This window comes from Pseudomonas sp. 86_A (assembly GCF_017491705.1).
Classification (GTDB): domain Bacteria; phylum Pseudomonadota; class Gammaproteobacteria; order Pseudomonadales; family Pseudomonadaceae; genus Aquipseudomonas; species Aquipseudomonas koreensis.
This window is the reverse complement of sequence record NZ_JAFGYS010000009.1, coordinates 34728-61155: the sequence shown is the minus strand read 5'-3', so window position 1 is coordinate 61155 and position 26428 is coordinate 34728. Positions and strand designations below refer to the sequence as shown.

26 protein-coding genes are annotated in these 26428 nt (G+C 61.4%); 17 read left to right on the top strand and 9 right to left on the bottom strand.

Going from position 1 to position 26428, the window contains the following annotated elements:
• Positions 1 to 154: 154 nt before the first annotated feature.
• Positions 155 to 1579: an aspartate ammonia-lyase gene (gene aspA / locus J5M57_RS15085; RefSeq protein ID WP_003229645.1), complete on the bottom strand. Its 1425-nt coding sequence runs from the start codon at positions 1577 to 1579 to the stop codon at positions 155 to 157.
• Between the two features lie 180 nt (positions 1580 to 1759).
• Here aspA and J5M57_RS15080 point away from each other — a divergent pair, with 180 nt between their 5' ends.
• The 5 genes from J5M57_RS15080 to J5M57_RS15060 all read left to right on the top strand — a co-directional run bounded on the left by J5M57_RS15080 (position 1760) and on the right by J5M57_RS15060 (position 5586).
• Positions 1760 to 2668: a LysR substrate-binding domain-containing protein gene (locus tag J5M57_RS15080; protein ID WP_064589862.1), complete on the top strand. Its 909-nt coding sequence runs from the start codon at positions 1760 to 1762 to the stop codon at positions 2666 to 2668.
• A 332-nt stretch (positions 2669 to 3000) separates the two neighbouring features.
• On the top strand, positions 3001 to 3492 hold the full coding sequence (gene purE / locus J5M57_RS15075) for a 5-(carboxyamino)imidazole ribonucleotide mutase (RefSeq protein ID WP_003229641.1): 492 nt from the start codon (positions 3001 to 3003) through the stop codon (positions 3490 to 3492).
• A gap of 10 nt (positions 3493 to 3502) precedes the next feature.
• Positions 3503 to 4585 (top strand): 5-(carboxyamino)imidazole ribonucleotide synthase, encoded by a 1083-nt coding sequence (locus J5M57_RS15070; RefSeq protein WP_207848625.1) that lies wholly within the window; start codon positions 3503 to 3505, stop codon positions 4583 to 4585.
• 117 nt (positions 4586 to 4702) lie between these two features.
• Positions 4703 to 4948, top strand: a complete 246-nt coding sequence (locus J5M57_RS15065) for a GlsB/YeaQ/YmgE family stress response membrane protein (RefSeq protein WP_003229635.1) — start codon at positions 4703 to 4705, stop codon at positions 4946 to 4948.
• Positions 4949 to 5049: 101 nt separating this feature from the next.
• Complete coding sequence (locus tag J5M57_RS15060) at positions 5050 to 5586, top strand: DUF3299 domain-containing protein (protein WP_027610367.1); 537 nt, start codon at positions 5050 to 5052, stop codon at positions 5584 to 5586.
• An 83-nt stretch (positions 5587 to 5669) separates the two neighbouring features.
• On the opposite strand, the gene J5M57_RS15055 is transcribed toward J5M57_RS15060, so the two are convergent.
• Together J5M57_RS15055 and J5M57_RS15050 are read right to left on the bottom strand one after the other, a co-directional pair.
• Positions 5670 to 6569, bottom strand: a complete 900-nt coding sequence (locus tag J5M57_RS15055) for a D-hexose-6-phosphate mutarotase (protein ID WP_207848624.1) — start codon at positions 6567 to 6569, stop codon at positions 5670 to 5672.
• Positions 6570 to 6627: 58 nt separating this feature from the next.
• Positions 6628 to 7032, bottom strand: a complete 405-nt coding sequence (locus tag J5M57_RS15050; RefSeq protein WP_003229628.1) for an acyl-CoA thioesterase — start codon at positions 7030 to 7032, stop codon at positions 6628 to 6630.
• A 375-nt stretch (positions 7033 to 7407) separates the two neighbouring features.
• Between J5M57_RS15050 and J5M57_RS15045 the strand changes: the two genes are divergently transcribed.
• The 8 genes from J5M57_RS15045 to J5M57_RS15010 all read left to right on the top strand — a co-directional run bounded on the left by J5M57_RS15045 (position 7408) and on the right by J5M57_RS15010 (position 18178).
• Positions 7408 to 8706 carry an MFS transporter gene (locus tag J5M57_RS15045; protein ID WP_064589860.1) on the top strand — a complete coding sequence of 433 codons (1299 nt, stop codon included), beginning with the start codon at positions 7408 to 7410 and terminating at the stop codon, positions 8704 to 8706.
• A 234-nt stretch (positions 8707 to 8940) separates the two neighbouring features.
• Positions 8941 to 9945, top strand: coding sequence for a phosphate ABC transporter substrate-binding protein PstS (locus J5M57_RS15040; RefSeq protein WP_207848623.1), 1005 nt, complete (start codon positions 8941 to 8943; stop codon positions 9943 to 9945).
• 425 nt (positions 9946 to 10370) lie between these two features.
• Entirely contained in the window at positions 10371 to 12404 is a 2034-nt protein-coding gene (locus J5M57_RS15035; RefSeq protein WP_169844055.1) for an ABC transporter permease subunit, read from the top strand.
• A gap of 15 nt (positions 12405 to 12419) precedes the next feature.
• Positions 12420 to 14090, top strand: coding sequence for a phosphate ABC transporter permease PstA (gene pstA, locus J5M57_RS15030; RefSeq protein WP_064589857.1), 1671 nt, complete (start codon positions 12420 to 12422; stop codon positions 14088 to 14090).
• Between the two features lie 184 nt (positions 14091 to 14274).
• Positions 14275 to 15108: a phosphate ABC transporter ATP-binding protein PstB gene (pstB, locus tag J5M57_RS15025; RefSeq protein WP_007962289.1), complete on the top strand. Its 834-nt coding sequence runs from the start codon at positions 14275 to 14277 to the stop codon at positions 15106 to 15108.
• Positions 15109 to 15180: 72 nt separating this feature from the next.
• Positions 15181 to 15942: a phosphate signaling complex protein PhoU gene (phoU, locus tag J5M57_RS15020; RefSeq protein WP_003229617.1), complete on the top strand. Its 762-nt coding sequence runs from the start codon at positions 15181 to 15183 to the stop codon at positions 15940 to 15942.
• A 178-nt stretch (positions 15943 to 16120) separates the two neighbouring features.
• Positions 16121 to 17077 (top strand): response regulator, encoded by a 957-nt coding sequence (locus tag J5M57_RS15015; RefSeq protein WP_064589856.1) that lies wholly within the window; start codon positions 16121 to 16123, stop codon positions 17075 to 17077.
• Positions 17078 to 17281: 204 nt separating this feature from the next.
• Positions 17282 to 18178, top strand: a complete 897-nt coding sequence (locus J5M57_RS15010) for a M23 family metallopeptidase (RefSeq protein WP_064589855.1) — start codon at positions 17282 to 17284, stop codon at positions 18176 to 18178.
• Between the two features lie 172 nt (positions 18179 to 18350).
• On the opposite strand, the gene J5M57_RS15005 is transcribed toward J5M57_RS15010, so the two are convergent.
• From J5M57_RS15005 to phoB, 3 genes are all read right to left on the bottom strand, one after another.
• Positions 18351 to 19691 (bottom strand): hemolysin family protein, encoded by a 1341-nt coding sequence (locus J5M57_RS15005; protein ID WP_064589854.1) that lies wholly within the window; start codon positions 19689 to 19691, stop codon positions 18351 to 18353.
• Positions 19692 to 19814: 123 nt separating this feature from the next.
• Positions 19815 to 21101, bottom strand: a complete 1287-nt coding sequence (phoR, locus tag J5M57_RS15000) for a phosphate regulon sensor histidine kinase PhoR (protein WP_222934968.1) — start codon at positions 21099 to 21101, stop codon at positions 19815 to 19817.
• Between the two features lie 74 nt (positions 21102 to 21175).
• Positions 21176 to 21865, bottom strand: coding sequence for a phosphate regulon transcriptional regulator PhoB (gene phoB / locus J5M57_RS14995; protein WP_003229608.1), 690 nt, complete (start codon positions 21863 to 21865; stop codon positions 21176 to 21178).
• Positions 21866 to 22016: 151 nt separating this feature from the next.
• Here phoB and J5M57_RS14990 point away from each other — a divergent pair, with 151 nt between their 5' ends.
• A complete protein-coding gene (locus J5M57_RS14990; RefSeq protein ID WP_207848622.1) occupies positions 22017 to 22394 on the top strand; it encodes a hypothetical protein in 378 nt (125 codons plus the stop codon).
• A gap of 119 nt (positions 22395 to 22513) precedes the next feature.
• Here the strand turns inward: J5M57_RS14990 and ubiA are convergent, their stop codons facing one another.
• On the bottom strand, positions 22514 to 23404 hold the full coding sequence (ubiA, locus tag J5M57_RS14985; protein WP_207848621.1) for a 4-hydroxybenzoate octaprenyltransferase: 891 nt from the start codon (positions 23402 to 23404) through the stop codon (positions 22514 to 22516).
• Positions 23404 to 23964 (bottom strand): chorismate lyase, encoded by a 561-nt coding sequence (locus tag J5M57_RS14980; RefSeq protein ID WP_207848620.1) that lies wholly within the window; start codon positions 23962 to 23964, stop codon positions 23404 to 23406. The genes ubiA and J5M57_RS14980 overlap by 1 nt, the downstream gene beginning before the upstream one ends.
• Before the next feature lie 201 nt (positions 23965 to 24165).
• Between J5M57_RS14980 and J5M57_RS14975 the strand changes: the two genes are divergently transcribed.
• From J5M57_RS14975 to J5M57_RS14965, 3 genes are all read left to right on the top strand, one after another.
• Positions 24166 to 24333: a rubredoxin gene (locus J5M57_RS14975; RefSeq protein WP_064589849.1), complete on the top strand. Its 168-nt coding sequence runs from the start codon at positions 24166 to 24168 to the stop codon at positions 24331 to 24333.
• 21 nt (positions 24334 to 24354) lie between these two features.
• Positions 24355 to 25503, top strand: a complete 1149-nt coding sequence (locus J5M57_RS14970; protein WP_169842914.1) for an FAD-dependent oxidoreductase — start codon at positions 24355 to 24357, stop codon at positions 25501 to 25503.
• A 190-nt stretch (positions 25504 to 25693) separates the two neighbouring features.
• Positions 25694 to 25969: an HU family DNA-binding protein gene (locus J5M57_RS14965; protein WP_003213368.1), complete on the top strand. Its 276-nt coding sequence runs from the start codon at positions 25694 to 25696 to the stop codon at positions 25967 to 25969.
• Positions 25970 to 26064: 95 nt separating this feature from the next.
• On the opposite strand, the gene J5M57_RS14960 is transcribed toward J5M57_RS14965, so the two are convergent.
• Positions 26065 to 26421, bottom strand: a complete 357-nt coding sequence (locus J5M57_RS14960) for a hypothetical protein (RefSeq protein WP_110718151.1) — start codon at positions 26419 to 26421, stop codon at positions 26065 to 26067.
• Between the last annotated feature and the right edge of the window lie 7 nt (positions 26422 to 26428).

Genomic DNA, 26428 nt, shown 5'->3' with positions numbered 1-26428 from the left:
CGATCTTGGCGGTATCAGATACACAAAACATTTAACGTCCTGCCCGCAAAGAAGTTAAAAAAAAGGGCTTGGGGACTAAATCCCCAAGCCCTCAAAAGGTGAGAGGTGTCTAGTCCCTCGACCTGGTGAGCGGTGCTACAAGTAATGCGTCGGCTCAGGCTTTGAGCGGAACCAGACGCGGAGCAATCATGTTTTCCGGGCGCAGGATGTCGGCGAGCATGGCTTCGTCGAGCAGACCTTCTTCGCGCACCAGTTCCAGCACGCCGCGGCCGCTTTCAAGGGCGATACGGGCGATGCGGGTGGCGTTTTTGTAGCCGATGTACGGGTTCAGCGCGGTGACCAGACCGATCGAGTGCTCGACCAGTTCGCGGCAGCGTGCTTCGTTGGCGGTGATGCCGACGATGCAGTGCTCGCGCAGCATGTCCATGGCGCGTTGCAGCAGGCGGATCGAGTCGAGGATCTTGAACGCGATCAGCGGCTCCATCACGTTCAGCTGCAGTTGGCCGCCTTCGGCTGCCATGGTCAGCGCCAGATCGTTACCGATGACCTGGAAGGCCACCTGGTTAACGGCTTCCGGAATCACCGGGTTGACCTTGCCGGGCATGATCGAGCTGCCTGGCTGACGCGCCGGCAGGTTGATTTCGTTGATGCCGGTGCGCGGGCCGCTGGACAGCAGGCGCAGGTCGTTGCAGATCTTCGACAGCTTGACCGCGGTGCGCTTGAGCATGCCGGAGAACAGCACGAAGGCGCCCATGTCGGAGGTGGCTTCGATCAGGTCGGCGGCGGGCACCAGCGGTTGACCGCTGATCAGCGCCAGACGCTGAACAGCCAGCGCCTGATAGCGCGGGTCGGCGTTGATGCCGGTGCCGATCGCGGTGCCGCCCAGGTTCACTTCAGTCAGCAGTTCCGGGGCCAGCGTCTTCAGACGGGCCAGGTCTTCGCCCATGGTGGTGGCGAAAGCACGGAACTCTTGACCCAAGGTCATCGGTACGGCGTCTTGCAGTTGGGTACGACCCATCTTCAGGACGTGGTTGAATTCTTCACCCTTGGCTGCGAAGGCCTGAATCAGGCTGTCGAGGCTGGCCAGCAGCGCGTCGTGACCCAGCAGCAGACCCAGGCGGATCGCGGTCGGGTAGGCGTCGTTGGTCGACTGCGCCATGTTGACGTCGTCGTTCGGGTGCAGGTACTGGTACTCGCCTTTCTGGTGACCCATTGCTTCGAGTGCAATGTTGGCGATCACTTCGTTGGCGTTCATGTTGGTGGAGGTACCGGCGCCACCTTGAATCATGTCGACCACGAACTCTTCGTGGAAATCACCGCGGATCAATCGGGCACAGGCTTCGCTGATGGCAGCGTGCTTGGCTTCGCTCAGATGACCCAGCTCACGGTTGGCGTCAGCGGCGGCCTGTTTGACCATCGCCAGACCCACAACCAGTTTCGGGTAATGCGAAATCGGAACACCGGAGAGACGGAAGTTGTTCACCGCTCGCAGGGTCTGGATGCCGTAATACGCTTGAGCCGGTACTTCGAGGGCGCCAAGCAGGTCGTTTTCTGTGCGGAAAGATGCAGCGGAGGACATGATAGAAATCATCTCGATATGGACCCGGTCTGTGCCGGAACGCTGCGAATGCTAGGCTTGTGGGATTTTTTGGGCCAATGCTGTTAAACACTGCCCTATGCACATTCGGCATAATGCCCGTGTGACGCCGCGTGCGCGGCAGACGTGTGACCTGTTTTGGTGCGTTCCCGGGAGGGCGTGATGAATCTGGAAAGCAAATGGCTCGAGGACTTCAGTGCTCTGGCCGCGACCCGCAGCTTCTCGCAGGCCGCCGAACGGCGCTTCGTGACCCAGCCGGCATTCAGTCGGCGGATCCGCAGCCTCGAAGCGGCGCTGGGGCTGACACTGGTCAACCGCTCGCGCACGCCGATCGAGCTGACGGCGGCCGGGCAGCTGTTTCTGGTGACCGCGCGCACCGTGGTCGAACAGCTCGGTGAAGTGCTGCGTCATCTGCATCACCTCGAAGGCGGGCAGGGCGAAGTGATGCAGGTCGCCGCCGCGCACTCGCTGGCGCTGGGCTTTTTCCCGCGCTGGATCGCACAACTGCGCAACGAAGGACTGAACATCGCCACGCGGCTGGTGGCGACCAACGTTGGCGATGCGGTGCACGCGTTGCGCGAAGGTGGCTGTGATCTGATGCTGGCGTTCTACGACCCGGACGCGGCGATGCAGATGGACCCGGAAATCTTCCCGTCGCTGCACCTGGGCCAGACCGAAATGCTCCCGGTGTGCGCTGCGGATGCCGACGGCAAGCCGCTGTTCGATCTCGAAGGGGATGCCAGCGTGCCGTTGCTGGCCTACAGCGCCGGGGCGTTTCTCGGGCGTTCGGTGAACGGCTTGCTGCGTCAGCGGCAGCTGCGTTTCACCACCATCTACGAAACCGCGATGGCCGACAGCCTGAAGAGCATGGCCCTGGAAGGCCTCGGCATTGCCTGGGTGCCACAACTGAGCGTACGTGCCGAACTGGCCCGCGGCGAGCTCGTGGTCTGCGGCGGCCCGCAATGGCACGTGCCGCTGGAGATTCGTCTGTACCGCTGCGCGCTGGTGCGCAAGGCCAATGTGCGCCTGTTGTGGCGCAAGCTGGAAGGCGGTGCCGCCCAAAACTCTTGAATCCGCCCGCAGTCCCTGTGGGAGCGAGCCTGCTCGCGAAAGCGGTGTGCCAGACAACATCAATGTTGACTGACACCCCCTCTTCGCGAGCAGGCTCGCTCCCACAATGGAATTTAGGGCGTGTCTTGGCTGACCTTCAAGTCAATAAAACCGGGCGTTTCGCTCATTTGACAGATGGTCGTTTCGGGGGCTGTTTATTGGCTTCTTTGCGGTATACTGCGCGGCCTTCGGCCGGTACATCCGGCCATTTTTCGTACAATCAAGCCACGCAATCCTGCGTGGCTTGTTGTTTTTGACGCGCCTGCGGGCGCCCAGAGAGAAGAGGCGCGACGATGAGTGCACTGGTTGGCGTGATCATGGGCTCCAAGTCCGATTGGTCCACCCTTAGCCACACCGCCGATATGCTGGAAAAGCTCGGCATCCCGTACGAGGTCAAGGTGGTTTCCGCTCACCGTACCCCGGATCTGCTGTTCCAGTACGCCGAAGAGGCTGAGGGCCGCGGCATCGAGGTGATCATCGCCGGTGCCGGTGGTGCGGCTCACCTGCCAGGCATGTGTGCGGCCAAGACCCACCTGCCGGTGCTGGGCGTTCCGGTGCAGTCGTCGATGCTCTCGGGCGTCGATTCGCTGCTGTCGATCGTGCAGATGCCGGCTGGCATTCCGGTTGCCACCCTGGCCATCGGCAAGGCCGGCGCGATCAACGCCGCGCTGCTCTCGGCGAGCATCCTCGGCGCCAAGCATCCACAGTTCCACGCGGTACTGAAAACCTTCCGTGCCGAGCAGACAGACAGCGTCCTGGACAATCCAGACCCACGTATTGCCTGAGGTTGTTGAGATGAAGATCGGTGTAATCGGTGGCGGCCAGTTGGGCCGCATGTTGGCGCTGGCGGGCACCCCGCTGGGCATGAACTTCGCTTTCCTCGACCCGGCGCCGGACGCTTGCGCCGCTGCACTGGGCGAACACCTGCGGGCCGATTACGGCGATCAGGATCATCTGCGCCAACTGGCTGACGAAGTCGACCTGGTGACGTTCGAGTTCGAAAGCGTCCCGGCCGAAACCGTGGCGTTCCTCTCGCAATTCGTGCCGGTCTACCCGAGTGCCGAAGCCCTGCGCATCGCTCGCGACCGCTGGTTCGAGAAGAGCATGTTCAAGGACCTGGGGATTCCGACCCCGGCCTTCGCCGACATTCAATCGCAAGCCGACCTGGACGCCGCCGTGGCGTCGATCGGTCTGCCGGCCGTGCTGAAAACCCGCACCCTGGGGTATGACGGCAAGGGCCAGAAAGTCCTGCGCAAGCCGGAAGACGTGGTGGGTACGTTCGCCGAGCTGGGCAGCGTGGCCTGCCTGCTGGAAGGCTTCGTGCCGTTCACCGGCGAAGTCTCGCTGATCGCCGTGCGTGCCCGCGACGGTGAAACCAGGTTCTATCCGCTGGTGCACAACACCCACGACAGCGGCATTCTCAAGCTGTCGGTGGCCAGTACCGATCACCCATTGCAGGCGTTGGCTGAAGACTATTCCAGCCGCGTGCTCAAGCAACTGGATTACGTCGGCGTGATGGCGTTCGAGTTCTTTGAAGTCGGCGGTGGCCTCAAGGCCAACGAAATCGCCCCGCGCGTGCACAACTCCGGGCACTGGACCACCGAAGGCGCCGAGTGCAGCCAGTTCGAAAACCATCTGCGCGCCGTTGCCGGCCTGCCGCTGGGTTCGACGGCCAAGGTCGGCGAGAGCGCGATGCTCAACTTCATCGGCGTGGTTCCGCCGGTGGAGAAAGTCATCGCCATCGAAGACTGCCATCTGCACCACTACGGCAAAGCCTTCAAGGCCGGGCGCAAGGTTGGTCACGCCAACCTGCGCTGCGCCGACATGGCCACGCTGCAGGCGCAGATCGTCAAGGTCGAAGCGCTGATCGCCGAGTAACGACAGTTTCATGTGGCCGCGGCGGAACCATTCAGGGGCCGCCGTTCTCTCATTGCAGGATGCCAAAGTCTGACTAGGCTTTGGCATATCTACTATTTAGCGTCAGAGGGAAATGCCATGGGAATTATCGGAACCATCTTTATCGGCTTGATCGTCGGCCTGCTGGCACGCTTCCTGAAACCGGGCGATGACAGCATGGGCTGGATCATGACCATCCTGCTCGGTATCGGCGGTTCGCTGGCGGCCACTTACGGCGGCCAGGCCCTGGGTATCTATCAGGCCGGTCAAGGCGCAGGCTTCATCGGCGCACTGGTCGGTGCGATCGTGCTGCTGGTGATCTACGGCCTGATCAAAAAGAACTGATCCAAGCGACCAAGCCCTCTCTGCCAATGCGGCAGGGAGGGCTAGAATGCTCGGCGATTCAACGTCCTTTCTTATCCGAGCATCTTTTACCGAGCACCTCCATGCGCCGTCTTTTGTTGACTCTCCTTTTGCTGGGCAGCGGTCTCGCCCACGCCGGCGAACTGCCGGAAACCGATTGGCTGGAACTGATGCCCAAGTCGGACCAGAAAGCCCTCGAGGCCATGCCCGAAATCGATCACAACTCTCCGGAGGCCACCGGCACCTTCACCGAGAAGGGCGGGATGAAACAGGCCAAGGGCCTGCCGGCGGTGATGTATTCGACCAAGACCGTGGCGTCGATGAACGACAAACACATCCGCATCGGTGGCTACCCGGTGCCGCTGGAGTCCGACGCCAAGGGCCGCAGCACGCTGTTCTTCCTCGTGCCGTACCCGGGCGCCTGTATCCACGTGCCGCCACCACCACCGAATCAATTGGTGCTGGTGCGTTATCCGAAGGGTTTGAAGCTGGACGATATCTACACGCCGCTGTGGGTAACCGGCACGCTGAAGATCGAGAAGGTCAGCAATGACCTGGCCGATGCGGCGTATGCGCTGGAAGCGGACAAGGTGCGGGTGGTGCAGGAGTCGGATCTCTAAAGCAAAAGATCGCAGCCTTCGGCAGCTCCTACAGGAAAATGCATTCCACTGCAGGAGCTGCCGAAGGCTGCGATCTTTTGATCTTAAAGCGGTTTGCTGCCGATGCTGACACCCATGGTATGGCTCGCGCCCGAGGCCAGGTTCACCACGTCATCCATCACATTCGCCGTCTCGATGCAGAGCATGCGCTGCCAGCCATCGTTGTCCATGTCGCTGAACGCCGCTGCGCGGTCGATCCACGGGTTCCAGATCACCGCAGTGCGTGAACCGCTGGCCTTCAGCACGATGCGCCGTTCCCAGCTCGGGTCGACAATGCTCAGTTGCTGCGGAGCGTCGAGGTAGATGCGGTCGGTTTCCCCGGCAAAGCGCAGTTCGCCTTGCTGGCTGTGGGTGTTCCAGTTGTCCAGGGTCTCGATGTAGTCCAGACCTTCAACACCTTCGACGTGCACGTTGCGCACATCGCTGACCGCAAAGTAACTGTGCAGCGCCTGACTGAGGCTGACCGCCTCGGTGCCCCGGTTATGGCTGGTCAGGCTGATGTGCAGTTGATCGTTCAGGTGCAGGGTCAGTGTCAGGTCGACCTGATGCGGCCAGCCCGGGAAACCACCTTCGGGGTAGGGCAGCTTGAATTCGACCCTGATCCCATCGCCCTCGGCTTCGATGCCGCCCAGTTCCCAATCCATCGCTCGGACAAAACCGTGGGCCGACGCCGGCTCGGCGCTGACGCGCATGGCTTTGACGCTCTGCGGGTTGCGTTCGAAGACGCCGAACCACGGCCAGCACACCGGCACACCGGCACGGATGCTCTTGCCGGTCTTGAACACGGCCTTGTCGTTGAGCCAGATGATGGGCGGCTGGCCGTCGACCTGATAACTGAGGATGTGCGCGCCTTGCTGGGCCACCAGCACTTCAGCCTGACCGTGGCGGATGCGCCAGCAGTTCAGTTCATCCAGTTTCACGGCTTCAACGTTGGGCGTGTTCATGGGACAGCTCTCGATCAGACACTTGGGACGACTATCGACCGCAAAACCGCGGCGAGGTTTAACGCGCGCGGGGCGGTACCGAACGGGTGCGACCGCTGCCGTCGATGGCGACGAAGACGAACACCGCTTCGGTCACTTTACGCCACTCGCTGGACAGCGGATCGTCGCTCCACACCTCGACCATCATCTGGATCGAGCTGCGGCCGATTTCCAGGGTCTGGGTGTAAAAGGACAATTGCGCGCCCACCGCCACCGGCACCAGAAAGGCCATGCGGTCGATGGCCACGGTCGCCACACGGCCACCGGCAACGCGGCTGGCCATTGCGGTGCCTGCCAGGTCCATCTGCGCCACCAGCCAGCCGCCGAAAATATCGCCGAAGCCGTTGGTTTCGCGGGGAAGTGCGGTGATTTGCAGGGCCAGGTCGCCTTGCGGGATCGGATCTTCTTGTTCGAGCTCTATCATGCCGGGGGTGCCTCTGACCCGTGACTCTTCGTTGGTATTGCTGGTGGTAGCCGTCTTCAGGAAAAACGATTGAGCACCGAACATACTGCGTTCGTCACGTTTTCCATAAGGCGCCTGAAGGGAAACTCTGCGAAACCGGCTGCTCCGTTCAAGGGCGGGCCAACGACGTTTTCGCACAGCAACCCCCTACAAACCGGAGCAAGGTTGCGAGTATATCGGTCGGTAGACTCCACGACGACCATCCGGTTCTGATTTTGACCGTCAAATACGCGCCTCTATGTGCTTTTTCGAACAATTTGCTATGGTGCCGAACCTGCCCGAGCCACAGCCAGCGTTGTTGTGGCGGCAGATCCGCCTATAAGAGAAGCCCTTGCCATGACCACAGCGCCTTCGAGCCTCGCGCAGCCCGAGCAACCTGCACGACCCCTGACCCGCAATGACTACAAGACTCTGTCGCTATCGGCCCTGGGCGGTGCGCTGGAGTTCTACGATTTCATCATCTTCGTGTTCTTCGCCACCGTGGTCGGCAAGCTGTTCTTCCCGGCCGACATGCCCGAGTGGCTGCGCCTGATGCAGACCTTCGGCATTTTCGCCGCCGGTTATCTCGCGCGGCCGCTGGGCGGCATCGTCATGGCGCACTTCGGTGACCTGCTGGGGCGCAAGAAGATGTTCACCCTGAGCATTTTCATGATGGCTGTGCCGACCCTGATCATGGGCCTGCTGCCGACGTATGCGCAGATCGGCCTGTGGGCGCCGATCCTTCTTCTATTGATGCGGGTCATTCAGGGCGCGGCGATTGGCGGCGAAGTGCCGGGCGCGTGGGTCTTCGTTTCCGAACACGTGCCGCAAAAACACATCGGCTACGCCTGCGGCACGCTGACCAGCGGCCTGACGGCGGGCATCCTGCTCGGCTCGCTTGTCGCCACCGCGATCAACAGCATTTATACGCCGGTGGAAGTCGCGGATTACGCCTGGCGGATTCCGTTCCTGCTCGGCGGCGTGTTCGGCCTGTTCTCGGTCTACCTGCGTCGCTGGCTGCACGAGACCCCGGTGTTCGCCGAACTGCAACTGCGCAAGGCGCTGGCCGAAGAAGTGCCACTGCGCGCGGTGTTGCGAGACCATCGCGGGGCGATTGCGATCTCGATGCTGCTGACCTGGTTGCTGTCCGCCGGCATCGTCGTGGTGATCCTGATGACCCCGACCGTGCTGCAGACGGTCTATCACTTCTCGCCGACAGTGGCCCTGCAATCCAACAGCCTGGCGATCGTGTTTCTGAGCGTTGGCTGCATCATCTCCGGCGCCCTCGCGGATCGTTTTGGTGCCGGCCGCGTGTTTGTCTTCGGTTGCCTGGGCCTGCTGATCAGCTCCTGGACCTTCTATCACAGCCTCGCCGATCACCCGAACTGGCTGTTCCCGCTGTATGCCCTGACCGGTTTCCTGGTCGGCACCATCGGTGCGGTGCCGTACGTGATGGTCAAGGCGTTCCCGCCGGTGGTGCGCTTCAGCGGGCTATCCTTCTCCTATAACGTTGCCTACGCGATCTTCGGCGGGTTGACGCCGATGGTGGTCAGCCTGCTGCTCAAAGAAAGCGCGATGGGCCCGGCCTATTACGTAGCCGTTCTTTGCACGATGGGGGTTCTGGTGGGGGCGTGGCTCTGGAAGAAGGGCCGCTGATCGGCAATTTCCTTCAGCACTATCGGCCCCTTCGCGAGCAGGCTCGCTCCCACATTTGCAATACATTTCAATTGTAGGAGCGAGCCTGCTCGCGAATCGGGGCGACTCGAATCATCCAGCAAAAACCCGAATGCTGGCCTTTCATCCAATTGTCATATTTCAGCCATAGAGTGTTCACACGGCCTGCTGATACTTGGCCCCGACTTAACACACCCTATCTGCTAGGAGTAAGGCATGAAACTGAAGCGTTTGATGGCGGCAATGACTTTTGTCGCTGCTGGCGTTGCGACTGCCCACGCGGTAGCCGCTGGCGTTGACCCGGCAATTCCGGCTTACACCAAGGTCACCGGTGTATCGGGCAACTTGTCCAGCGTTGGTTCCGATACTCTGGCCAACCTCATGACCCTGTGGGCTGAGAACTACAAAAAAGAATACCCGAACGTAAACATCCAGATTCAGGCCGCTGGCTCCGCCACTGCGCCACCTGCGCTGACTGAAGGCACCTCCAACCTGGGCCCGATGAGCCGCAAGATGAAGGACACCGAACTGGCGGCCTTCGAACAGAAATACGGCTACAAGCCAACCGCTATCCCGGTTGCCGTGGACGCCCTGGCTGTATTCGTACACAAGGACAACCCGATCCAGCACCTGACCATGGAACAGGTTGACGCGATCTTCTCGTCCACCCGTCTGTGCGGCGCCAAAACCGACGTGAAAACCTGGGGCGACCTGGGCGTGACCGGCGACTTGGCCAACAAGCCAGTGCAACTGTTCGGCCGTAACTCGGTATCCGGCACCTATGGCTACTTCAAAGAAGAAGCCCTGTGCAAAGGCGACTACAAACCAAACGTCAACGAACAACCAGGTTCGGCGTCGGTTGTGCAGTCGATCAGCTCCTCGCTGAACGGCATCGGTTACTCGGGCATCGGCTACAAAACCGCCAGCGTGAAGACTGTTGCCCTGTCGAAGAAAGGCAGCACCGAGTTCATCGAAGACACCGAAGAAAACGCCCTGAACGGCAAGTACCCGCTGTCGCGTTTCCTCTACGTGTACGTCAACAAAGCCCCGAACAAGCCTCTGGCCCCGCTGGAAGCCGAGTTCGTGAAACTGGTTCTGTCGAAACAGGGTCAGGAAGTGGTAGTGAAAGACGGCTACATCCCACTGCCAGCCAAGGTTGCTGCAAAAGCACTGGCTGACCTGGGTCTGCAGGAAGGCGGCGCTGAAGTCGCAAAAAAGTAACAAATTGAGTCCAGAGTGAACCCCACCGGACTCTTGTAAAAGGCCGGATCTGCCAGCAGACCGGCCTTTTACACACCTCAAATTTTCGATCCTCTGCCAGTCCCGCTGGCGGTGGATTTGCTGCGTCACTGCACTGTCATCTTTCTGTCATACAGGATCGCTAGGGTGAGCGCATGAATGATCTGGCCAATTCCCCAATGACTACGACTTCCCCTCCCAAGCGCATTGATTTCAATACGCCTGAGCTGCAACGCAAGCGCCGCATTCGCGCGCTCAAGGATCGCTTCACCCGTTGGTACGTCCTCGTGGGCGGGCTGGCGGTGCTGGCAGCCATCACCCTGATCTTCTTCTTCCTCGCCTACGTCGTTGCACCGTTGTTCCAGGGTGCGAGCCTGACCGCGAAAGATGCCATTACCCCGGCCTGGATGCAGGACGCGGGCAAGCCGCTGATGATTTCGCTCGAAGAGCAGAATCAGGTGGCCATGCGCGTTTCCGACAAGGGCCAGGCACTGTTCTTCGATATCGACAGTGGCGCTGAACTGAAGCGCGTCGATCTGCCGGTTCCTGCTGGCGCAACCGTAACCTCCATCGGCGAAGACCAGCCAGGTCATCCGCTGGTGGCCGTGGGCCTGTCCAACGGCCAGGCGCTGGTGTTCCGTCACACCTATAAAGTCAGCTATCCCGATGGCAAGAAAACCATCACCCCGGCCATCGAATACCCGTACGGCAACACGCCGATCGCGGTGAACGAAAGCGGCGGGGCGCTGGAGCACGTGAGCCTCAACGCCACCGATTCGACCCTGATGCTGGTGGGCTCGACCGGTTCGCAGCTCAACGTGTTGGCGCTGACCAGCGAAGAAAACATGATGACCGGCGAAGTCACCAACGAGCAGAAGCGTATCGAGCTGCCGCAGATGACTGAGCCGGTGAAAAACATCTTCGTCGACCCGCGCCAGCAATGGCTGTACGTGGTCAACGGGCGTGCCCAAGCCGACGTGTTCAGCCTGCGCGACAAGAGCCTCAACGGTCGCTACAAACTGCTGGAAAATGCTGACGCCGAAGTCACCGCAAGCACCCAACTGGTGGGCGGTATCTCGCTGATCATCGGTGACTCCAAGGGTGGTCTGGCCCAGTGGTTCATGGCCCGCGACACCGATGGCGAGTTGCGCCTGAAGCAGATCCGCACCTTCCAGATGGGCACCACGCCAATCGTTGAAATCACTGCCGAAGAGCGTCGCAAAGGCTTCGTTGCCCTCGATGCATCCGGCAAGCTCGGCGTGTTCCACAGCACCGCGCACCGCACTTTGCTGGTTGAGCCGGTCGCCGAAGGCCAGGGCATTTTCGGTCTGTCACCGCGCGCCAACCGGGTGATCGTCGAGGCCGGCGGCAAGCTGCAACCGTTGCTGCTCGACAACCCGCACCCGGAAGTGTCGTGGAGCGCGCTGTGGAGCAAGGTCTGGTACGAGAACTACGACGAGCCTAAATACGTCTGGCAATCGACTGCGGCCAACACCGACTTCGAACCGAAACTGAGCCTCTCGCCACTGACCTTCGGCACCCTGAAAGCCGCGTTCTACGCCATGCTGCTGGCGGCACCGCTGGCCGTTGCTGCGGCGATCTACACCGCGTATTTCATGGCCCCGGGCATGCGCCGCAAGGTCAAGCCGGTGATCGAGCTGATGGAAGCGATGCCGACGGTGATCCTCGGTTTCTTCGCCGGTCTGTTCCTCGCACCGTATGTGGAAGGGCACTTGCCGGGCATCTTCAGCCTGCTGATGCTGCTGCCGATCGGCATCCTGGTTGCCGGTTTCACCTTCAGCCGCCTGCCTGAGTCGATCCGCCTGAAAGTCCCGGATGGCTGGGAAAGTGCGCTGCTGATTCCGGTGATCCTGTTTGTGGGCTGGCTGTCGCTGTACATGAGCCCGTTCATGGAGAACTGGTTCTTCGGCGGTGACATGCGCATGTGGATCTCCCACGACCTGGGCATCACCTACGACCAGCGCAACGCTCTGGTGGTCGGTCTGGCCATGGGTTTCGCGGTGATCCCGAACATCTACTCGATCGCCGAAGACGCCGTGTTCAGCGTGCCGCGTGGCCTGACCCTCGGCTCCCTGGCCCTCGGTGCCACACCGTGGCAGACCATGACCCGCGTGGTGATCCTCACCGCCAGCCCGGGCATCTTCTCCGCGCTGATGATCGGCATGGGCCGTGCGGTCGGGGAAACCATGATCGTGCTGATGGCCACGGGTAACACCCCGGTCATGGAAATGAACCTGTTCGAAGGCCTGCGCACCCTGGCCGCCAACGTCGCTGTGGAAATGCCGGAGTCGGAAGTCGGCGGCAGCCACTACCGCGTGCTGTTCCTCTCGGCGCTGGTGCTGCTGTTGTTCACCTTCGTCATGAACACCCTGGCAGAACTGATTCGTCAGCGTCTGCGCAAGAAATACTCGTCGCTTTAAGAAAGGTAGAAGTCTGTGAAACAGAACTCCCTGAATGGATGGTTCAAGAGCGGCGCCCCGGGCGTCTGGATCAGCGGTGGCGCGGTGTCCATCGCGGTCATCATGACCATTGGCCTGCTGGCGGTGATTGCCGTGCGCGGCCTGGGTCACTTCTGGCCGGCGGACCTGATCCACGCCAGCTACGACGTGCCGGGCCAGGCCAATCACCTGGTCATCGGCGAAGTGGTGCAGAAAGAAGAAGTGCCGCGTGCCCGCCTGAAGAGCGCCGGCCTGCCGGTGCCCGATCAGGGCCCGGAATTCATGACCCGCGAGCTGATCAAGGTCGGCAACCGTGACCTGAATGGCAACGACTTCACCTGGGTGGTCGGCGAGTGGTTGACCAACCAGACCACGCCGCCAGAATTGATGGCCATCGAGCGTCGCGAGTGGGGCAACTTCTACGGCTACCTGGTCAACGTCAAACAGGACGGCAAGGTGATCGCCGAGGGCGAGGCTGCATGGCCCGAGCTGCAAGCGCGGATCAACCGTGTGAACGGCCTTGCTGCGCAGCTGAAGTCGCTGGAAAAGACCGATATCGGTGCGATCAACTCAGGACTTGAGCGCATCCGTCTGCACGGCCGCAAACTGGAACTGGAAGGCAAACTCGACGCCACCGCGCAAGCGGACATGGACGCCGAGCGTGCCGAACTCAATGCCCGTTATCAGGACATCGAAGCGCGTCTGAGCGATCTGCATGCGCAGTTCAACCGCGACGCCCTGACTGCCCGCGATGCCAACGGCAAAGAGATCGAAATCAGCCTGGGCAAAGTGGTTCACGCCTATCAGCCGAATGCCATGGGCACGATGACCAAGATCGGTTTCTACTTCAGCAAGGTCTGGGAGTTCCTGTCCGACGACCCGCGTGAAGCGAACACCGAAGGCGGGATCTTCCCGGCGATCTTCGGCACCGTGATGATGACCCTGATCATGGCGATGATCGTGACCCCGTTCGGCGTGCTGGCGGCGGTGTACCTGCGTGAATACGCCAAGCAGAACGCCCTGACCCGGATTATCCGCATTGCGGTGAACAACCTCGCGGGTGTTCCGGCCATCGTTTACGGTGTGTTCGGTCTGGGCTTCTTCGTCTACGTGCTGGGTGGTTCGGTCGACCGTCTGTTCTTCCCCGAAGCATTGCCGGCGCCGACCTTTGGTACGCCGGGCCTGCTTTGGGCCTCGCTGACCCTGGCGCTGCTGGCGGTGCCGGTGGTGATCGTGGCGACCGAGGAAGGTCTGGCGCGTATCCCGCGTACCGTCCGTGAAGGCTCGCTGGCACTGGGCGCGACCAAGGCGGAAACGCTGTGGAAGATTGTCCTGCCGATGGCCAGCCCGGCGATGATGACCGGCATGATCCTCGCCGTGGCCCGCGCCGCCGGTGAAGTGGCGCCGCTGATGCTGGTGGGTGTGGTGAAACTGGCACCGTCGCTGCCGCTGGACGGCAACTACCCGTACCTGCACCTGGACCAGAAGATCATGCACCTGGGCTTCCATATCTACGACGTCGGCTTCCAGAGCCCGAACGTCGAAGCCGCACGGCCACTGGTGTACGCCACGGCGCTGCTGCTGGTGCTGGTGATTGCGACCCTGAACCTGTCGGCAGTGTGGATTCGTAACCACCTGCGCGAGAAGTACAAAGCGCTGGACAGTTAACACAGACCTTGTGGGAGCTGGCTTGCCAGCGATGCAGGCGATGCGGTGTTTCAGTGACACAGCGGTGATGCAATCGCTGGCAAGCCAGCTCCCACAGGAGTCGCGACAGACACAGAATTTGAGTAACCCGCTGGCGTTTTCCAGCGGTTCAACGAACCGAATTTGTTAGCACAGGGAGCCTCCCATGCAGCACGAAACACATACCCACGGCATCAACATGTCTGCCCTGGGCCGCGACAAGCAGAGCCTGAGCCTCGAGCAGGAAACCGTCGCTATCGAAGTCCCGGGCCTGAGCCTGTTCTACGGTGAGAAGCAGGCGCTGTTCGACGTCAGCATGAACATCCCGAAACAGCGTGTGACCGCTTTCATCGGCCCGTCCGGCTGTGGCAAGTCCACGCTGCTGCGTACCTTCAACCGCATGAACGACCTGGTTGATGGCTGCCGTGTCGAAGGCGCGATCAACCTGTACGGCAACAACATCTACCGCAAGGGCGAAGACGTTGCCGAACTGCGTCGCCGCGTCGGCATGGTGTTCCAGAAGCCCAACCCGTTCCCGAAGACCATCTACGAAAACGTGGTTTACGGCCTGCGCATCCAGGGCATCAACAAGAAGCGCATCCTCGACGAAGCAGTCGAGTGGGCGTTGAAAGGCGCGGCACTGTGGGACGAAGTGAAGGATCGCCTGCACGACTCGGCCCTCGGCCTGTCCGGTGGTCAGCAGCAGCGCCTGGTGATTGCCCGCACCATCGCGGTTGAGCCGGAAGTGTTGCTGCTCGACGAACCGTGCTCGGCCCTCGACCCGATCTCGACCCTGAAAGTCGAAGAGCTGATCTACGAGCTGAAGTCCAAGTTCACCATCGTCATCGTCACCCACAACATGCAGCAGGCCGCGCGGGTTTCCGACTACACGGCGTTCATGTACATGGGCAAACTGGTGGAATTCGGCGACACCGACACCCTTTTCACCAATCCGGCGAAGAAGCAGACCGAAGACTACATCACCGGTCGTTACGGCTAGCAGACGCTGGTTGTCGCTCACTGAATTGACTGCGGCCCGCCGCACCTTACCGGACGCTCCAAGGACGCCAACATGATTAGTAAAGAAGGCCTTACCCACCACATTTCCGCGCAGTTCAACGCTGAGCTGGAAGAAGTGCGCAGCCACCTCCTGGCCATGGGCGGGCTGGTCGAGAAGCAGGTCAACGACGCAGTCACCGCGCTGATCGAGGCCGACTCCGGCCTGGCCCAGCAGGTGCGCGAGATCGACGACCAGATCAACCAGATGGAACGCAACATCGACGAAGAATGCCTGCGCATTCTCGCTCGTCGTCAGCCGGCGGCGTCCGACTTGCGCCTGATCATCAGCATCTCCAAGTCGGTGATCGATCTGGAGCGCATCGGTGACGAAGCGACCAAGATCGCCCGTCGCGCCATTCAGCTGTGCGAAGAAGGCGAAGCGCCACGCGGTTACGTCGAAGTGCGGCACATTGGCGACCAGGTGCGCAACATGGTCCGTGATGCGCTGGACGCATTTGCCCGCTTCGACGCCGATCTGGCCCTGTCGGTGGCGCAGTACGACAAAGTCATCGATCGCGAATACAAGACCGCCCTGCGTGAGCTGGCGACCTACATGATGGAAGACCCGCGCTCTATCTCGCGGGTTCTGAGCATCATCTGGGTCCTGCGTTCGCTGGAGCGCATCGGCGACCACGCGCGCAATATCTCGGAACTGGTGATCTACCTGGTGCGCGGCACCGACGTGCGTCACCTGGGCCTCAAGCGCATGAAAGAAGAAGTTGAAGGCACAAGCGGCGAAACCGCTAATGTTCCGGGCAATGCTGACGATAAGTAAGATTGCCTGAGAAAAGCGCCCGGCCCTTTGGCCGGGCGTTTTTGTTTGGGCGCTTGAATCAGGAAACCGAATTAAAAAGCAGCACCCGCGAACGAAAAGTCCCGGCGTGACTGAAGATTGTTGGCAATGTGCCATCAGCAAAGCGGTATGCTTGCCGGGATTTTTATAGGGGTGTTGGATGAGCAAGATCAGTGTGTTGGTCGTGGACGACGCTTCGTTCATTCGCGACCTGGTGAAAAAGTGCCTGCGTAACTACTTCCCGGGGATTCGTACCGAGGACGCCATCAACGGCAAAAAGGCCCAGGCGATGCTGGCCAAAGAAGCGTTCGACCTGGTGCTGTGCGACTGGGAAATGCCGGAAATGTCCGGCCTCGAACTGCTGACCTGGTGCCGCCAGCAGGACAATCTCAAGTCCATGCCCTTCATCATGGTCACCAGCCGTGGCGACAAAGAGAACGTGGTGCAGGCGATCCAGGCCGGCGTTTCCGGCTACGTCAGCAAGCCGTTCACCAACGAGCAACTGCTGACCAAGGTCAAGCAGGCGCTGAACAAGGTCGGCAAGCTCGACACCCTGATGAACAGCGCACCGACCAAGATGAACTCGGCGTTCGGCAACGACTCCCTGAGCGCATTGACCGGTGGCAAGCCTGCCGTGGTGGGTGGCGCGCCGGCAGCCGCTGCAGTCAATCCGTTCGCCAAGCCTGCTGCGGCCGCTCCGGCGCCTGCTGCTGCGCCGTCCCGTGGTTTGCTCAACAGTCCGCCGGTCCAGGCACCGGCAGCCTCGAAGGCCCCGGCTGCAGGTCGTGGCCAAGGCCAGTTGCGCCTGCCGAGCGGCACCCAGCAATGCGTGATCAAGGCCCTGAGCATCAAGGAAGCGCTGTTGGTGGTGAAGCGCACCGAGACCCTGCCGCAGATCCTCGACAGCGCCGTGCTCGATCTGGAGCAGGGCGACAACGCCGAAATCGCCCGTCTCAACGGCTACCTGCACGCCGTCGTCGCCCACGAGCCGAAGCCGGACAGCGAATGGCTGCAACTGACCTTCCGCTTTGTCGACCAGGACGCGCAGAAGCTCGACTACATCTCCCGCCTGATCGCCCGTGGCACGGCGCAGAAGCACTTCGTTCCGGGCGCTTGATCTTCGTCGCCTGACACACCGCTTTCGCGAGCAGGCTCCCACATTGGAATGCATTTCAAAGGTGGCAGCGAGCCTGCTCGCGAAGGGGCCATCACTTGCACCATCAATCTCCCAGACTGCCCAATTTGAAACATCTGTCGACTAGCCTGGTCTGTCTCAGCTGCTAGGCTCATTCCCAGGCCTTACTTCGACAGACTCTTGCCCATGCTCGCGCGCCTGCTGTTTTTCTGTGGTCTTTTCATGGCCTCCACCTCGGCTGTGGCCATGACGATCTACAAATCCACCGATGCCAACGGCGTGGTCTCGTACAGCGACCGGCCGAGCAAAGGCTCGCAGGTGTTCGTGTTTCAGGACCGTATGGTCGAGCACCTGGAGCGTCAGGTGTACCTCGACATCAAGAAGCAGAAGGGCACCGACGTGGTGTTCGTGCGCAACGACCTGTACGCGCCGGTCGAGGTGGCGCTGGCGTTTACCGGGATGAGCAACGTGCGTGGTGCACCGGCGCAGACGATCCGTCGGGTGCTGCCGGCGCGCAGCAACACGCGTCTGGCGCTGTTGACGGCGATTAGCGGCGGCCAGCCGCTGGTGTATACGCCGCAGTTCCAGTATTCCCTGGGCGACCCTGGCGGAGCTGCGCAGAGCTATCGCTATCCGTTGCCGTGGCGGGGTGGGCCGTTTCGTCTCAGTCAGGGTGCCAACGGCCAGTACAGTCACTACGGGCCGAAGAACAAATATGCGATGGACATCGCCATGCCGGTCGGCACCCAGATCATCGCAGCGCGGGCCGGAGTGGTGGTGAAAACCGAAAACGCGCAGAGCGGGCGCGGCAATGATGCCTCGGGCAATTTCGTCCGGGTACTGCACGATGACGGCACGATGGGCGTGTACCTGCACCTCAAGCAAGGTTCGGTGAGCGTGCGCGAAGGGCAGCGGGTGACGGTGGGCAGCCCGCTGGCGCTGTCGGGCAATACCGGCAACAGCAGCGGCCCGCACCTGCACTTTGTGGTGCAGCGCAATACCGGGCAGGGGCTGGTGTCGATTCCGTATCAGTTCAACCAGCCGCTGGGGGCGTTGCCCAACTTTGCGTTGGGCAAGCAGTAGAAGCGGTGGAGATCAACTGTGGCGAGGGAGCTTGCTCCCGCTGGGCTGCGAAGCGGCCCCACAACCCTGCAACCGCGTTCGATCAGAAACACCTTGCACATCGGCTCTGCGACTGCTGCGCAGCCGAGCGGGAGCAAGCTCCCTCGCCACAAAAGCTGTCCTGCAATCGCGATCAATCCAGCATCAACACCTTCGCCAACACAATCTTCGGCCCCTTCATCTTCTTGATGATGATTCGCAGGCCTTCGACTTCCAGCACTTCTTCCTCTTCCGGCACCCGTTTCAGGGTTTCGTAGACCAGCCCGGCGAGGGTTTCGGCTTCGATGTGGTCGAGGTCGATGCCGAGCAGGCGCTCAACCTTGAACAGCGGCGTATCGCCCCGTACCAGCAGCTTGCCCGGCTGATAGGCGAGGATTCCGCGTTCAGCCTTGCGATGTTCGTCCTGGATATCACCGACCAGCACTTCGAGCACGTCTTCCATGGTCAGGTAGCCGATGATGTTGCCGTCGGCTTCCTCGACCACGGCGAAGTGCGAACCGCCCTTGCGGAACTGTTCCAGCAGCTGCGACAGCGGCATGTGCCGCGACACGCGCTCCAGCGGGCGGGTCAGCTCGGCCAGGTTGAACGACTCGGGAATGTGGTCCAGCGCCGCCAGTTCCAGCAGCAAGTCCTTGATGTGCAGCAGGCCGACGAATTCCTGGCGCTCGCTGTCGTACACCGGGTAACGGCTGAACTTGTGACGGCGGAACATCGCGAGGATTTCTTTCAGCGGCGCGTTGAATTCCAGGGTGATCAGGTCTTCGCGGGAGTTGGCCCAGTCGACCACTTCCAGTTCGCCCATTTCCACCGCCGAGGCCAGTACGCGCATGCCCTGATCGCTCGGATCCTGACCACGGCTGGAGTGCAGGATCAGTTTCAGTTCTTCGCGGCTGTAATGGTGTTCGTGGTGCGGGCCGGGCTCGCCCTGGCCGGCGATACGCAGGATCGCGTTGGCGCTGGCGTTGAGCAGGTAGATCGCCGGGTACATCGCCCAGTAGAACAGGTACAGCGGCACCGCCGTCCACAGCGACAACAGCTCGGGTTTGCGGATCGCCCACGACTTGGGCGCCAGCTCACCGACGACGATGTGCAGGTAGGAAATGATGAAGAACGCGGTAAAGAACGAAATGCCCTTGACCACTTCCGGCGACTGCACGCCGACCGCGCTCAGCAGCGGCTCGAGAATGTGCGCGAACGCCGGCTCACCGACCCAGCCCAGGCCCAGGGAGGCGAGGGTGATACCGAGCTGGCACGCCGAGAGGTACGCATCGAGCTGACTGTGCACGGTGCGCAGGATGTGCCCGCGCCAGCCGTTTTTGTCGGCGATGGCCTCGACCCGGGTCGAGCGCAGCTTGACCATGGCGAATTCCGCCGCAACGAAAAAGCCGTTGAGCACAACCAGGATCAGAGCGAAAAGAATCATGCCGAAATCGGCGAATAGTGTTGCGAGGGACAAGCCAGGGGAAGGGTCCATGATGGAGTTTTGCGGGTTCCGTGTGATTCGTAAGAGAGAAAAAGTCGCGCCTGAAAGGCAGACGCAAGTCAGCCAATGTAGCGGCTGACATGGCGATTGCCTAGTGGCGCGTGCTGGCCGGTATCACTCGGCGGCGCTGATGGCCCGTGCATGAGCGACCTGGGCCGGGGCGAAATGGCAGGTGAACGTGCTGCCGTGACCGGGCACGCTGCTGATTTCCATCCGCGCGCGGTGGCGCAGCAGCACGTGTTTGACGATGGCCAGGCCCAGCCCGGTGCCGCCGGTGTTGGAGTTGCGGCTGGAGTCGACGCGGTAGAAGCGTTCGGTCAGGCGCGGCAGGTGTTTGCTGTCGATGCCGATTCCCGAATCCTGCACGCTCAGGTGCGCGCCCTGCTCGTCGCCCCACCAGCGGATGCGGATGTTGCCTTCGGCCGGGGTGTATTTCACGGCGTTGAACACCAGGTTGGAGAACGCGCTGCGCAGTTCCGCCTCGCTGCCCTTGAGCAGGATTTTTCCGTCGGCCTCCAGGGTAATGCGCTGGTTTTTCGAGCCGGATAATTGCTGCGCGTCGCTCTTGATCGACTGCAGCAGGGTGTCGATCTGCACCGGCTGGTTATCCGACGGATAATCGGTGGCTTCGAGTTTCGCCAGCAGCAACAGATCGTTGAGCAGCGTCTGCATGCGCCCGCCCTGTTGCTGCATCTGCTGCAGCGCACGGCTCCAGCGCGGGTTCACTTCCTCGACGTTGTCGAGCAGGGTTTCCAGATAGCCACAGATCACCGTCAGCGGCGTGCGCAGTTCGTGGGAGACGTTGGCGATGAAGTCTTTGCGCATCTGTTCCAGTTGATGGATGCGCGTGACATCGCGCACCAGCATCAGGTGTTCGTTGTTGCCATAGCGGGTCAGGTACAGCTGAATGCGCACGCGATCATTGGTCGGCGACGGGATTTCCAGCGGTTCGGCGTAGCTTTCCTGCTCGAAGTATTCCTTGAAGCGCGGATGCCGCACCAGGTTGGTCACCGGTTGGCCGCTGTCTTGCGGGGTCTTGAGGCCGAGCAGGGTTTCGGCGGCGCGGTTCCACCACTCCAGGTTGCCGTCGCTGTCGAGCATGATCACCGCGTCTTTCAGCGCAGCGGTGGATTCCTGCACCCGGTCGATCACCGCTTGCAGGCGCCCGCGCACCCGTTGGTCGCGGCGTTGCAGGTGGTAGATGCTGTCGAACACCTCACCCCACAGGCCGTAGCCGTCGGGCGGTGCTTCATCGGGTTGGTGCAGGCGCAGCCATTCGTGCAGGCGCAGCAGTTGCTTGAGCGTCCAGGCCAGGTAAAGGCCCAGGCCTGCAGCGAGGCTCCAGCCGTAATAGCCGGTGATCAGGCCGATCACCAGACACGCTGTGACCAGCAACAGCATGTGGCGAATCAGGGTGCCATGCCAGTTTTGATTCACGGAAAATACGGTCCTTGTCAGCGAGTCTGGCGGTCGGGTCAGGCCTTGGTGGAAAACCGGTAGCCAGTGCCGCGCACGGTTTGTACCAGATTTTCGTAAGCATCGCCGAGGGCCTTGCGCAGGCGCCGGATGTGCACGTCGACGGTGCGCTCTTCAACATAGACGTTGCCGCCCCAGACCTGATCCAGCAGCTGCCCGCGCGTGTAGGCGCGTTCTTGGTGGGTCATGAAGAATTGCAGCAGACGGTATTCGGTCGGGCCCATTTCCGCCGGACGGCCGTCGATGGTCACGCGGTGGCTGATCGGGTCAAGCAGCAGGCCGCCAACTTCGATCGGCGCTTCGCCATCGGTCGGGCCGGCGCGGCGCAGCACAGCCTTGAGGCGGGCGACCAGTTCGCGTGGCGAGAACGGCTTGGTGATGTAGTCGTCGGCGCCGACTTCCAGGCCCTGGATCTTGTTGTCCTCTTCGCCCTTGGCAGTGAGCATGATGATCGGGATGTCCCCGGTCAGCTCGTCACGCTTGAGGCGGCGGGCCAGCTCGATGCCGGAAGTGCCGGGCAGCATCCAGTCGAGCAGGATCAGGTCCGGTTTGCGGTCAACGATAATGGCGTGTGCCTGCTGCGAGTTTTCGGCCTCGAGGCAGTCATAGCCGGCCATTTCCAACGCAACGGCGATCATTTCGCGAATGGGCGCTTCGTCGTCGACGATCAGAATGCTCCTGCCAACCATGCCTTAATCCTCTTGTCATTTAACTGTCTTGCGCCGCATTAGATAACGGAATTATTGCAGTCGTGTGACAGTATTTTAGTCGCCCGGCGGATGGCGGGATCCTGGACTAAGCTCTAAGTCCGAATCCTGACAACCACAAAAGAAGGTTTCCATGACTCAAATGACTGTTTCTTTCAAAGCCCTGCTGCTTGCCGCTGCCGTAGCATTACCGTCGATGGCATTCGCCGCTGAGCCGGTCATGATGAAAGACGGCATGATGACCGACCACAAAGGCATGACCGTGTACACCTTCGACAAGGACACGGGCGGTAAATCGATGTGCAACGGCGATTGCGCGAAGAACTGGCCGCCGATGATGGCGCCGGCGGGTGCCAAGGCTGAAGGCAAATTCACCCCCATCAAGCGTGATGACGGCATGATGCAATGGGCATATGACGGCAAGCCGCTTTACACCTTCAAAATGGATGAAAAACCAGGTGACATGAAGGGGGAAGGCTTCAAGGACATGTGGCACATGCCTAAACACTGAGTCCTGCAGCAACTGCGCCCCTGTAGGAGTGAGCCTGCTCGCGATGACGGTGTATCAGTTAACAGCAATGTGGCAGATACACCGTCATCGCGAGCAGGCTCACTCCTACAGGCTTGTGTTCAGCGCAATGCGTAATCCAGCACGATCCCGACAAAAATCGCCAGCCCGGCCCAATGGTTGTGCAAGAACGCCTGGAAGCAGCGCATCCGGTCCTTGCTGCGGGTGTACCAGAACTCCCACGCATAACACCCGGCAGCCACCAGCAAGCCAAGATGGAACCAGATTCCCAGTTCAAACTTGGATCCCGCCAGCATCAGGCAACCCAGCGACAGCGCCTGCAAGCTCAGGATGATCACCCGATCCGCATCGCCGAACAGAATCGCCGTCGACTTCACGCCAATCTTCAAATCGTCATCGCGATCAGTCATCGCGTAATAGGTGTCGTAACCCACCGTCCACAGCAGATTGGCGATCCACAGCAGCCACGCCGCCGCCGGCAACTCGCCGGTTTCGGCGGTGAATGCCATCGGCATGCCCCACGAGAACGCTGCGCCCAATACCACTTGCGGGTAATAGGTGTAGCGCTTCATGAACGGGTAGGTGAATGCCAGCGCCAGGCCGCCCAGCGACAGCCAGATGGTCGGCGCATTGGTGCACAGCACCAGCAGGAAGCTCACGCCCATCAGCAGCGCGAAGAACACCAGCGCCTCTTTCGAACTGATCTTGCCGCTGGCCAGCGGCCGTTGTGCGGTGCGTTTGACGTGGCCGTCGACCTTGCGGTCGGCCCAGTCGTTGATCACGCAGCCGCCGGCGCGGGTCAGCACCACACCGAGGACGAAAATCACGATGTTGGCCAACGATGGCGAGCCCTTGCCGGCAATCCACAACGCCCACAGCGTCGGCCACAGCAGCAGGTAAATGCCGATCGGCTTATCCATGCGCGTCAGCTGAATGAAATCCCAGGCCCGTGGATTCAAACGGTTCAGGGACTTGAGCAGGCTCTGGTACATCAGCAGTTCTCCGGATGGGCGCGGGCGGCGGTCCACAGGCTCGGCAGGAAAATTTCCGCGACCAGTACGCTCAGCGCGCCACGGTCGAAGCGCGAACGGCGGCCCCACAGTTCAGGTGCTTTTGCGGCACGTGGCAGCCAGTGTTCAGGGTAGTGGCAAACTTCAATGGCACGGCGCTGGAACGCCTGATCGCAAAACAGCAGCTCGCCCAGCGAACGGCTGCCCAGTTCGTCCATGTGCAAGCCGTCGTCTTGCAACGCCGCACGCGACGCTACGCTGCGGGCGAATACCCAGGCCTCGCCGTGACCGCGCAGATAGACCTCGCGCACCCAGCCCTCGCTGCCTTCGGCCAGATCCAGCGCCACGCATTCGTCGTCGCGCAGGGTGTCCCAGCCTTCGAACAACGGCGTGACGCTGAAGCCGTCACTGGACAGCCGCGTCAGGCGGCGGGTCAGCGAGCCTTCGTCGAACAGCCAGTCGAGGGTCAACGAATCGGGAAGGGGCGTCAGTCGGCTTTGAGTCAGCCAGAGCGGGGCCGGGCAGGCATTTGAATGTTGCACAATGAGTCATTATTGGCCGCAAATGAGGCGGCGAGCTTAACATGGCGTGCTGCGATTTTGATTGATCCGGGTCGCCGTTGCGCCGAACAGGCTTGCATCTGCCCGGCACCATCAGTACAAAACGCCCTGAGCCGGATGGCAGCGCAACACCCATCGACCGTCCGTGCCGGCACACCGCCTGAACCCTGAGGAAGTACCTGAATGAAAAAGTGGCAATGCATCGTCTGTGGCCTGATCTACAACGAAGCCGACGGTTGGCCGGATGACGGTATCGCGCCGGGTACCGCCTGGCAAGACGTGCCGGAAGACTGGCTGTGCCCCGACTGCGGCGTCGGCAAGATGGACTTCGAAATGATCGAAATCAACTAAGCAAAACTGAAGGAGTAAGGCATGAGCGCACCTGTCGTAATCGTCGGCACCGGGCTTGCGGGCTACAACCTGGCCCGGGAGTTTCGCAAACTCGACAGCGAAACCCCGCTGCTGCTGATTACCGCCGATGACGGGCGCTCTTACTCCAAGCCGATGCTCTCCACCGGTTTCGGCAAGAACAAGGACGCCGATGGCCTGAGCATGGCCGAACCCGGCGCCATGGCCGAGCAGTTGAAGGCCGAGGTGCGCACCCACACGCGCATCAGCGGCATCGACGCCGGCCACAAACGCCTGTGGATCGGCGAAGAAGCAGTGTATTACCGCGACCTGATCCTCGCCTGGGGTGCAGAAACCGTGCGGGTGCCGATCGAGGGCGATGGCGCCGATCTGGTATTCCCGATCAACGATCTCGAAGACTACGCACGTTTCCGCGCGGCCGCCGAGGGCAAGCGTCGCGTATTGTTGCTCGGCGCCGGCCTGATCGGCTGCGAATTCGCCAACGACCTGATCCTCGGTGGTTACGAGGTGCAACTGGTGGCGCCGTGCGAGCAAGTCATGCCGATGCTGCTGCACCCGGCCGCTGCGGCGGCGGTGCAGGCCGGGCTGGAAAGCCTCGGTGCGCGCTTCCACCTCGGCCCGGTGCTGACCCGTCTGCAAAAAGTCGCGGATGGGCTGGAGGCGCATCTGTCCGACGGTCAGGTCATTGCCTGCGATCTGGTGGTGTCGGCCATTGGCCTGCGCCCGCGCATCGATCTGGCGGCGGCTGCCGGCGTGCAGGTCAACCGCGGCGTTGTCGTCGACCGCCACCTGAAGACCTCCCACGCCAATATCTACGCCCTGGGCGACTGCGCCGAGGTCGATGGGCTGAATCTGTTGTACGTGATGCCCCTCATGAGCTGTGCGCGAGCGCTGGCACAAACCTTGGCGGGCAACCCGACGGCGGTGAGCTACGGCCCGATGCCGATCACTGTGAAAACGCCGGTGTGTCCGCTGGTCGTTTCGCCTCCGCCCCGGGGCAGCGAGGGCGTGTGGACGGTCGAAGGGCAGGGCGCCGACATCAAGGCCCTGTGCCACAGCGCCGACGGCCAGTTGCTCGGTTACGCGCTGACTGGCGCGGCGGTGATGGAAAAACTCGCCCTGAACAAACAGCTTCCGGCCCTGCTGGCGTAAATACCGGTCGTTCTGTCGGAATCACCCCGCTTTTGCCCCTACAAAGGTCGCGGGGAGACTGGCGCAGCCGGTATCCGCGTGCCATTCTCACTCCCGTCTGCCGCAGAGTAGAGCCTGCGGCGCCTTGGGCGCTGTTCCAACGAGAACAGCACGGACATAACAACAAAAAACCGTCAAAGGGGCTTCACTAATGCGTAAACCAGAACTCGCCGCTGCAATCGCTGAAAAAGCGGACCTGACCAAAGAACAGGCCAACCGCGTTCTCAACGCCGTCCTCGAAGAAATCACCGGCGCTCTGCACCGCAAGGACAGCGTCACGCTGGTGGGCTTCGGCACCTTCCTGCAACGCCACCGCGGCGCTCGCACCGGCAAAAACCCGCAAACCGGCGAGCCGGTCAAAATCAAGGCCAGCAACACCGTGGCGTTCAAGCCAGGCAAGTCGTTGAAAGACAGCGTCAATCCATAATTGCGCCGAACTCCCTGAATCACGGGGAGCAGCGCAATAAAAAATGGGCACACCGATTGCGGTCGGGTGCCCATTTTTTGTGGCGGTAGATCGGGTTACTGACGTCGGAAGCAGGCTTTGCCGTTGCCAAAGTCTACGGCCAGGCAGTTTGGCTCGATCGCCAGTTGCAGATCCTGAAACAGGGCCGACAAATCGCCGTTCGACGCCGGTTTGGTTTCGCTCTTCAGCGTCACGGTGTTGTTTTCCACCTGCCAGGTACCCTTGGCAAAACCGTCTGCGCTGCCATACGCCACGCCGGCGTCAAACGTGCCGTCCTTGCGCAGCAGCAACTCGGCGCCCATTTCCATTGCGCCGTTTAAATAGTAATGACCGTCCAGTGGCGGGGTGTCTGCAGAGGCTTGAGTAACGGGAAGCCAGATCAATGCTGCGAACAGCAGGGGTTTCAATTCCATGAGGTAG

Excerpts from the sequence above, each read along its gene's own strand:
- phoB (WP_003229608.1), bottom strand. The coding sequence starts at position 21,865 with ATGGTTGGCAGGAGCATTCTGATCGTCGACGACGAAGCGCCCATTCGC.
- J5M57_RS14960 (WP_110718151.1), bottom strand. The coding sequence starts at position 26,421 with ATGGAATTGAAACCCCTGCTGTTCGCAGCATTGATCTGGCTTCCCGTT.
- phoR (WP_222934968.1), bottom strand. The coding sequence starts at position 21,101 with ATGCTGTTGCTGGTCACAGCGTGTCTGGTGATCGGCCTGATCACCGGC.
- J5M57_RS15060 (WP_027610367.1), top strand. The coding sequence starts at position 5,050 with ATGCGCCGTCTTTTGTTGACTCTCCTTTTGCTGGGCAGCGGTCTCGCC.
- J5M57_RS15070 (WP_207848625.1), top strand. The coding sequence starts at position 3,503 with ATGAAGATCGGTGTAATCGGTGGCGGCCAGTTGGGCCGCATGTTGGCG.
- J5M57_RS15045 (WP_064589860.1), top strand. The coding sequence starts at position 7,408 with ATGACCACAGCGCCTTCGAGCCTCGCGCAGCCCGAGCAACCTGCACGA.
- J5M57_RS15080 (WP_064589862.1), top strand. The coding sequence starts at position 1,760 with ATGAATCTGGAAAGCAAATGGCTCGAGGACTTCAGTGCTCTGGCCGCG.
- J5M57_RS14975 (WP_064589849.1), top strand. The coding sequence starts at position 24,166 with ATGAAAAAGTGGCAATGCATCGTCTGTGGCCTGATCTACAACGAAGCC.
- J5M57_RS15055 (WP_207848624.1), bottom strand. The coding sequence starts at position 6,569 with ATGAACACGCCCAACGTTGAAGCCGTGAAACTGGATGAACTGAACTGC.
- J5M57_RS15010 (WP_064589855.1), top strand. The coding sequence starts at position 17,282 with ATGCTCGCGCGCCTGCTGTTTTTCTGTGGTCTTTTCATGGCCTCCACC.
- J5M57_RS15065 (WP_003229635.1), top strand. The coding sequence starts at position 4,703 with ATGGGAATTATCGGAACCATCTTTATCGGCTTGATCGTCGGCCTGCTG.
- J5M57_RS15005 (WP_064589854.1), bottom strand. The coding sequence starts at position 19,691 with ATGGACCCTTCCCCTGGCTTGTCCCTCGCAACACTATTCGCCGATTTC.
- J5M57_RS14990 (WP_207848622.1), top strand. The coding sequence starts at position 22,017 with ATGACTCAAATGACTGTTTCTTTCAAAGCCCTGCTGCTTGCCGCTGCC.
- phoU (WP_003229617.1), top strand. The coding sequence starts at position 15,181 with ATGATTAGTAAAGAAGGCCTTACCCACCACATTTCCGCGCAGTTCAAC.
- J5M57_RS15035 (WP_169844055.1), top strand. The coding sequence starts at position 10,371 with ATGCAGGACGCGGGCAAGCCGCTGATGATTTCGCTCGAAGAGCAGAAT.
- J5M57_RS15015 (WP_064589856.1), top strand. The coding sequence starts at position 16,121 with ATGAGCAAGATCAGTGTGTTGGTCGTGGACGACGCTTCGTTCATTCGC.
- J5M57_RS15040 (WP_207848623.1), top strand. The coding sequence starts at position 8,941 with ATGAAACTGAAGCGTTTGATGGCGGCAATGACTTTTGTCGCTGCTGGC.
- J5M57_RS14970 (WP_169842914.1), top strand. The coding sequence starts at position 24,355 with ATGAGCGCACCTGTCGTAATCGTCGGCACCGGGCTTGCGGGCTACAAC.
- pstB (WP_007962289.1), top strand. The coding sequence starts at position 14,275 with ATGCAGCACGAAACACATACCCACGGCATCAACATGTCTGCCCTGGGC.
- purE (WP_003229641.1), top strand. The coding sequence starts at position 3,001 with ATGAGTGCACTGGTTGGCGTGATCATGGGCTCCAAGTCCGATTGGTCC.
- aspA (WP_003229645.1), bottom strand. The coding sequence starts at position 1,579 with ATGTCCTCCGCTGCATCTTTCCGCACAGAAAACGACCTGCTTGGCGCC.
- J5M57_RS15050 (WP_003229628.1), bottom strand. The coding sequence starts at position 7,032 with ATGATAGAGCTCGAACAAGAAGATCCGATCCCGCAAGGCGACCTGGCC.
- ubiA (WP_207848621.1), bottom strand. The coding sequence starts at position 23,404 with ATGTACCAGAGCCTGCTCAAGTCCCTGAACCGTTTGAATCCACGGGCC.
- J5M57_RS14965 (WP_003213368.1), top strand. The coding sequence starts at position 25,694 with ATGCGTAAACCAGAACTCGCCGCTGCAATCGCTGAAAAAGCGGACCTG.